Source organism: Clostridium sp. UBA7503, assembly GCF_002477055.1.
Lineage (GTDB): Bacteria > Bacillota > Clostridia > Clostridiales > Clostridiaceae > Clostridium_J > Clostridium_J sulfidigenes.
The window spans coordinates 43,283-51,104 of the sequence record NZ_DLNT01000025.1 but is presented as its reverse complement, the minus strand read 5'-3'; the positions used below and the strand labels follow the sequence as shown (position 1 = coordinate 51,104).

9 protein-coding genes are annotated in these 7,822 nt (G+C 30.9%); all 9 read left to right on the top strand.

Translation table 11 applies throughout. The features are described from left to right. Positions 1-998 precede the first annotated feature (998 nt). The 9 genes from pyrB (at position 999) to B3630_RS07605 (ending at position 7,805) form a co-directional block, all read left to right on the top strand. Complete coding sequence (pyrB, locus tag B3630_RS07645; protein WP_346896936.1) at positions 999-1,922, top strand: aspartate carbamoyltransferase; 924 nt, start codon at positions 999-1,001, stop codon at positions 1,920-1,922. A gap of 21 nt (positions 1,923-1,943) precedes the next feature. Continuing rightward, the gene (locus tag B3630_RS07640; protein WP_346896934.1) at positions 1,944-2,378 is read left to right on the top strand and encodes an aspartate carbamoyltransferase regulatory subunit; all 435 of its coding nucleotides are present in this window, start codon (positions 1,944-1,946) and stop codon (positions 2,376-2,378) included. A gap of 22 nt (positions 2,379-2,400) precedes the next feature. Continuing rightward, positions 2,401-3,588, top strand: a complete 1,188-nt coding sequence (locus B3630_RS07635; protein ID WP_346896932.1) for a dihydroorotase — start codon at positions 2,401-2,403, stop codon at positions 3,586-3,588. Between the two features lie 19 nt (positions 3,589-3,607). Further along, on the top strand, positions 3,608-4,483 hold the full coding sequence (pyrF, locus tag B3630_RS07630; RefSeq protein WP_346896930.1) for an orotidine-5'-phosphate decarboxylase: 876 nt from the start codon (positions 3,608-3,610) through the stop codon (positions 4,481-4,483). A 73-nt stretch (positions 4,484-4,556) separates the two neighbouring features. Then, positions 4,557-5,300 carry a dihydroorotate dehydrogenase electron transfer subunit gene (locus B3630_RS07625; RefSeq protein WP_346896928.1) on the top strand — a complete coding sequence of 248 codons (744 nt, stop codon included), beginning with the start codon at positions 4,557-4,559 and terminating at the stop codon, positions 5,298-5,300. Between the two features lie 10 nt (positions 5,301-5,310). Further along, positions 5,311-6,207: a dihydroorotate dehydrogenase gene (locus tag B3630_RS07620; RefSeq protein ID WP_346896926.1), complete on the top strand. Its 897-nt coding sequence runs from the start codon at positions 5,311-5,313 to the stop codon at positions 6,205-6,207. 12 nt (positions 6,208-6,219) lie between these two features. Beyond that, entirely contained in the window at positions 6,220-6,792 is a 573-nt protein-coding gene (pyrE, locus tag B3630_RS07615) for an orotate phosphoribosyltransferase (RefSeq protein ID WP_346896924.1), read from the top strand. Between the two features lie 186 nt (positions 6,793-6,978). Beyond that, positions 6,979-7,200, top strand: coding sequence for a hypothetical protein (locus tag B3630_RS07610; RefSeq protein WP_346896922.1), 222 nt, complete (start codon positions 6,979-6,981; stop codon positions 7,198-7,200). A 122-nt stretch (positions 7,201-7,322) separates the two neighbouring features. Further along, a complete protein-coding gene (locus B3630_RS07605; RefSeq protein WP_346896920.1) occupies positions 7,323-7,805 on the top strand; it encodes a YhcN/YlaJ family sporulation lipoprotein in 483 nt (160 codons plus the stop codon). The last annotated feature ends 17 nt before the right edge of the window (positions 7,806-7,822 follow it).

Sequence of the window (7,822 nt, the reverse complement as noted above, 5' to 3'; positions counted from 1 at the left end):
ATTGAACCGCCGTGTACCGAACGGTACGCACGGTGGTGTGAGAGGTCGCTGGATAAAATAATTATTCAGCTCCTACTCGATTATATTAGCTACAAGAGCTTTCACCTATAGCTTTAGATATTACTCTAAAAGTTTTTCCAAAGAATGTTTTTTTGTAAGAAACAATACAATCTTCAAAAATATATTCTTCATCTTTATCAACTGCAAAAGTTATTCCATTAACAGTTTCTACATTATCATTTGATTTTTGTTCATCCAGAACAACGCTTAGGTTAGGGCCACCTCAACCAAAACCGGCAATAGCTAGTCTAACAACAGATTTGCCTTGTTTGCTTAAATTTTCTAAAAGTGCATCTTTAGTTTCGTTATCAAAAGTTATTTTCATTTTAATATCCTCCTTATAATTTACTTTTATTTAGTATACCATGTGGTTTTACATTTATGCTGATAAATATTTGATAAGCTTGGTATTTACTTCTTAATATAAACTAGTATAAACAGAGTTCTTTGCCTCAGAGGGAGTTTTTACTCCCACTGGAGCTTAGACCAGGGATGTAGCTCCTTACTCTCACTTTGAAGAAGAGGAGGTACTAGAGCTGGTAGTCATCGAATAAAACTTATACTGTTTATATAATTTATAATACAATATTTATATAGAAAGATATGTGATTTAATCACATAAATAAGTTAAGTTAAAAAATTTAGTATTATAATAAACTATATTGACATTACAGTTTATTTAAAGTAAAATGAAAATAGTAAAAATTTAATAGAGAATCCTTTTAAAAACGGTACAGAGATGCCGGCAAGGGAAGATAATATTTTGGTATGAATACATTTGTAATATGATAAAATTTACAATAATATATTCATATACAAAGTTGTATTTACAGATATTTATAGCTTTCCTTGCTGAGGAAAGCTTTTTTTATTGAATTTTATGAGTAAATCTTAATACCTTTAAATTATCCCAGAGAGGCTAAAAAGGAGTGTTTTATATGTTAAAAGGAAGAAATTTAATCGAACCAATGGACTTTACTTTAGAAGAATTAGACGAAATATTTGACCTAGCAGATGAAATAATAAAAGATCCAAGAAAATTTATACATGCTTGTGATGGGTACTTGCTTACTACATTATTTTATGAGCCAAGTACTAGAACCAGATTTAGTTTTGAAGCTGCTATGAATAGATTAGGCGGAAGCATAATCGGATTTTCAGAACCAAATGCTAGTTCAGTAGCTAAGGGAGAAAGTATTGCAGATACCATAAGAACTGTTGCATGCTATGCTGACATTGCTGTAATGAGACATCCTAAAGAAGGAGCACCACAGGTTGCAGCACAATATAGTGATATTCCTGTAGTAAATGCAGGGGATGGTGGACACCAACATCCAACTCAAACCTTAACTGATTTACTAACCATAAGAACCCTAAAGGGAAGACTGAATAATTTAACAATAGGTTGTTGTGGAGATTTAAAATTTGGAAGAACAGTACATTCGTTAATAAAAGCTTTAAGTAGATATGAAAACAACAAGTTCGTACTAATTTCACCTGAAGAATTAGAAATACCAGAGTATATAAAGAAAGAAGTCCTTAAAAAGAAAAACATAGAATTCAAACAAGTTAGAACTATGGAAGAAGCTATGAAGGAAATAGATATTTTATATATGACAAGGGTACAAAGAGAAAGATTTTTTAATGAAGAAGACTATATAAAACTTAAAGATACTTATATATTAGACAATGAGAAAATGAATCTTGCGAAAGAAGATATGATAGTACTTCACCCATTACCAAGAGTAAATGAGATAGCATATGAAGTAGATAGTGATAATAGAGCTGTGTACTTTAAGCAAGCTAAGTATGGAATGTATGTGAGAATGGCATTAATACTAAAACTATTAGGGATTTACTAAGGTATATAAGGAGGAAGTAATATGTTAACTATAAATAGTATAAAAAATGGATTAGTAATAGATCATATAAAAGCTGGAGAAGGAATAAAAATATTTAACTTCTTAAACTTAGATAAAGCCGATTTCACTGTAGCCCTTATAATGAATGCTAATAGTGATAAGTGTGGGAAAAAAGATATAATAAAAATAGAAACTAGAATAGATATTGATTTTGAAATATTAGGAGTAATAGATCCCAATATAACTATAGATATAATAGAAAATGAAGAAATTAAGGAAAAAATTAAGCTTACACTTCCTAAAAAGGTTGAAAATGTTATTAAATGTAAGAATCCTAGATGCGTTACATCTATAGAACCTAACATAAAGCATGTACATTACTTAGTAGATGAAGAAACAAAGGAATATAGATGTCATTACTGTGATGATTTACAAAAGGTAACTTCATTATATTAATAGATAGGATTGGAGAATACTTATGGAAATTTGCATAAAGAATGGTACAGTAGTTGACTGGAGTGGAACCTTTATTGGAGATGTCTATATAAAGGATGGAATAATTTGTGAGCTAGGAAGAAATCTCATAAAGGATTGTAAAACTATAGATGCAACAGGAAAGATAGTAATGCCTGGTTTTGTAGATTTACATGTGCATTTTAGGGATCCGGGACTTACACATAAGGAAGATATACAATCAGGTTCTCATGCTGCAGTTAAAGGTGGATATGTAATGGTAAACCTTATGGCAAATACAAATCCAGTATGTAGCACTATGGAGACAGTTAATTATGTTATAAATAGGGGGAAGGAAATAGGACTTATAGATATTAATCAAGTTATATCTATAACTAATGAGTTTAGTGGAGATGACATAAGCCATTTAGATAAGCTAAAAAAAGGTGATATAAAAGTAATATCAGAAGATGGAAAAGATGTTATGCATAGCGAAGTTATGTTAAATGCTATGATTAAGGCTAAAGAGAAGGATATAACTGTTATGTGCCATTGTGAGAATCATAATCTATCTGATATAGATATGAGACTGGCAGAAAATACTATGACTTGGAGAAATATAACTTTAGCAAAATATGCAGGGTGTAAAGTTCATTTTTCCCATGTAAGTACCAAAGAATCTATGGAATATATCATTAAAGCGAAGGAAAAAGGTCATAAAGTTACTTGTGAAGTATCTCCTCATCATATAGCTTTAACCAATGATGTAGACTATAGGGTAAATCCTCCTCTTAGGGAAAAGGAAGATATTGAATATTTAATCCAAGCTATAAAAGATGGATATGTGGATAGCATTGCTACAGATCATGCACCTCATACCGAAGAGGATAAGAAAAAAGGAGCTCCAGGAATATCAGGAATAGAAACAGCCTTTGGAGTAGCTTATACAAAACTTGTAAAGCCAGGTTATATAGACTTAAGTAAGCTAAGTCAAATTATGAGTAAGAGACCTAGTGAAATACTAGGAGTTAATAGGGGTCAAATAGATATAGGTTATGATGGAGATTTAGTAATACTAGATTTAGAAAAAGAATATGAGATACGTAAGGAAAAATTTTTATCAAAAGGTAAAAATACTCCATTTGATGGTATGAAAGTATATGGAGAAGTTATAAGTACCATAAAAGGTGGTAAAGTTGTTTATAAAAAATAGAAAAGTGAGGTAGTATCATATGATTATAGATAGACTATTCGATACAATTGCAGAAAAAGGACATGTATGTGTGGGACTAGATACAGATATATCATATATACCAAAAAGTTTTATGAAGAAATTTGAAAAGGTAGGGGATGCAATTTTCGAATTTAATAAAGCTATAATAGATGAAACTATAGACCATGTAGCTTGCTATAAACCACAAATAGCATATTATGAAGCATGTGGATTGGAAGGATTAAGAGCTTATTCTAATACATTAAAGTATATAAAGGAAAAGGGAGCAATATCTATAGGGGATATAAAAAGAGGGGATATTGCTAAAACGGCTGAAATGTACGCTAAAGCACATTTTGCAGGAGAGTTTGAAGCTGATTTTATAACTCTAAGTCCATATATGGGACTAGATAGTATAGAGCCATACTTACCTTATATTGAAAGTAGTGAAAAAGGAGTTTTTGTACTGATAAGAACTTCAAACAAGGGCAGCAAGGATATTCAATATATAGAAACTAAGGGCGGTAGAAAAGTATTTAATGTAGTAGGTGAAACTATAAATAAATTAGGGAAAAATTATATAGGAAAGTCTGGGTATAGTTCTATAGGTGGGGTTATAGGATGCACCCATGTAGATGAAGGTATAGAAATAAGAAATTCCTTAGACAGTACATTCTTCTTAATACCAGGATATGGTGCCCAAGGTGGGAAAGCAGAAGATGTAGCCCTTTATCTTAAGGATGGAAATGGAGGAGTTGTAAACTCTTCAAGGGGTATAATGCTTGCATATAAAGGAAAACTAGATGGTGAAGAAAACTTTGCTAAGTATGCAAAAGAAGAGGCAATTAGAATGAAAAGTGAAATTCTAACAGCTATAGGAAATCTAAAAAAATAAATTATAACTACAGTTAATGCCATACAACTTTATTGTATGGCATTATATTAGAATAAATTATTAGGAGATTAGAATGAAAAAAGACAATTATGAATACAAAGTTTGTAAAGTAATAGAGAATAAAGAAGTTGCTAAAGGAATATTTAAATTATCTATAGAGGGTAAGTTTCAAGGAGAACCGGGACAGTTTTATATGCTAAGATCCTGGGAAAAGGAACCTATATTATGGAGACCTATTAGTATTCATAATATAACATCAAAATCTATAGAATTTCTATATCAATTAGTTGGAGAAGGAACAAAATTATTAAGTAATCTTATACAAGGACAAGAGGTTAAGGTTATGGGTCCATTAGGAAATGGCTTTGACTTAGAAGAGATAAAAGGCAAGATTGCAGTAGTATCAGGAGGAATTGGGGTTGCTCCAATGAGATACCTGGTAGATAACATAAAGGATTCGGAAGTTCATATATTTGCTGGTTTTAGAGATGAAGTTTATGGGTTAGAAGAAATAAGTGAGTTAGATTTATCAGTAAAGGTGTCTACAGAAGATGGTAGTGTTGGACATAAAGGATATGTAACAGAACTATTTAAACCTAAAAACTATGACTTAGTTTTATGTTGTGGACCAGAGGTTATGATGTATAGAGTAATTAATATGTGCAAGGAAGTGGGTACAAAGATATATGTATCAGAAGAAAAGAAGATGGCTTGTGGAGTAGGAGCTTGTCTTGGTTGTACATGTAAAACAGTTAGTGGAAATAAAAGAACATGTAAAGATGGTCCTGTATTTAATGGATTAGATTTAGAGTTTTAAAGGAGAAATTATGCTTAAGGTAAATATTTGTAATAAGGAATTCAAGAATCCAATAATGACAGCATCAGGTACTTTTGGCTTTGGTGAAGAATATAGTAAGTTTTATGATATAGCAAAACTTGGAGGAATTTGTAGTAAGGGCTTAACCTTAAATCCAAGACAAGGTAATGATGGAGTAAGAATCAAAGAAACAACAGGTGGAATGCTTAATAGTGTAGGTCTTCAAAATCCAGGAGTAGAAAACTTTATAAAAGATGAACTTCCAAATATGAAAGAATATAACACTAATATAATAGCTAATGTTGGTGGAGCTACAGTAGAAGAATATATAAGTATAATCGAGAAGTTAAACCAGGTTGATGTAGACATCATAGAGCTTAACATTTCATGTCCTAATGTAAAACATGGTGGTATGGCTCTTGGAATAAAATCAAATGTTGCCTATGCGGCAGTAAAAGAAGTGAAGAAGGTATGTAAAAAACCATTGATGGTGAAGTTATCTCCTAATGCAGAAAATATAGTAGAGATGGCGCTTAGTTGTGAAGAAGCAGGAGCTGATGCACTATCATTAATAAATACTTTTCAAGGGATGTCTATAGACTACAAGAAACGAAAGGCTGTATTTGATAATATATACGCAGGATTCTCAGGACCAGCAGTAAAGCCTATGGCATTAAGAATGGTTCATCAAGTGTGTAAGGCATGTAAGGTTCCAGTAGTTGGTCTTGGCGGTATTACAAATTGGGAAGATGCTATAGAATTTATAATGGCAGGAGCTACAGGGATTCAAATAGGTACAGCTAATTTTATAAATCCCTTTGCACCATTAGAAATAATAAAAGGAATAGAAGACTTTTTAATAAAAGAAAATATTAAAGATATTAGTGAAATTAGAGGAATAGTATAGGAGGAAAATATTATGGAAAATAAAGTTGTAGATATATTAGTTCAGTGTGAGGCATTATTAGAAGGGCATTTCTTACTGTCATCAGGTAAACATAGTAATAGATACTGTCAATGTGCAAAATTACTACAGTATCCAGATAAGGCAGCGCAGGTATTGGAGGTAGTTGCAAACAAAGTTAAAGATTTAGATGTAGATATGTTAGTAGGTCCTGCTATGGGAGGAATAATAGTTGCTTATGAGTTAGCAAGACAACTTGGAAAGCTAGGGATATTTACTGAAAGAAAAGATGGTGTAATGACATTAACAAGAGGCTTTGAAATTAAGCAAGGACAAAGAGTTTTAATTACAGAAGATGTAGTTACAACAGGAAAATCTACTATGGAAGTTGTAGAAGTACTAAGAGGGTTAGGAGCAGAAGTTGTAGGTGTATGTTGTATAGTTGATAGGCGAGTTGAAAATTGTGCTTTGACTCTTCCGGTTTATAGTGCATGTAAGTTGGAAATAGAAAGCTTTGATAAGGAAGAGTGCCCACTATGTAAAAAGGATATACCTTATGTAAAACTAGGTAGCAGAAACATTAAATAATTGAATAATTAACCAAGTTGTAATAGAGTTCACCTTACTTATAGATTTTATGTAGTGAGGTGGATTTTTTTATAGAAAATCGTGAAAATAAATTTTATATTATAACTAATAATTATAGTCATAAATTATGCAATAGGATAATATTATATATCATTAATTAACAACCGGTGTAAGGAGAATGTAAATATGATTAATGATGTTCCTAGTATTATATATGATAAAAATGAAAATCCTCTTAGAGTTATAAAATCATCAAGAGTGTTCTTTGAGAAATATGGGAGAGTTGGATATGTATTTCATGTTGAGAGGGAGGAAAGAATAACAAGTATAAGTGAATTTGACTTAGTTGAAAGAAATGGGAATTTTGTTATTACAAAAGATATATTTGAGAATTCAGATACAATGTAAAAGACTGATACAAAAATTAGAATAGGAATATGCCTATAAGCCAAACTATATATAGTTATGTATTATAAATTCTATAGATTATAGAAACTAAATTAATATAATTATATATAGGAGGATATGAAATGAAAGGAAAAATAAATGATATATTACTATTTATTGTAGTATTATTAATTATAGTAACTGTGGTACTAATGGGGTGTAATAGTAAGAAAAGTGATACTGTGGGAGCTGGTCCTACTATTGAAGATATGAGTGATGAACCTATAGATAAAGAGATGGAAATTAGAAATGCTATATCCACCTGTGAGAGAATTATGGTAAACGTAGAAGAGATTCCAGAAATTCAATCTTCAGTAACCTATATAAACCATGAATCTGTATTAGTTGCATTAAAGTTAAAGGAAAATTACAATAATATATCTCCAGAACTACGAATGGAAGTTGAAAAAAAAGTTAATGACATCTATTCTAATGCTAAAACCATAGCTATAAGTGATGACGAATATGTATATGAGTCAATAGCCAAATTGTTGAAGTCTTTTAAGGAGAATAAGCCATTTGAAGAACTTAAGAAAGATTTAGAAGAGATAATAGAGAATATGTAATAAACATTTTAAAAAGT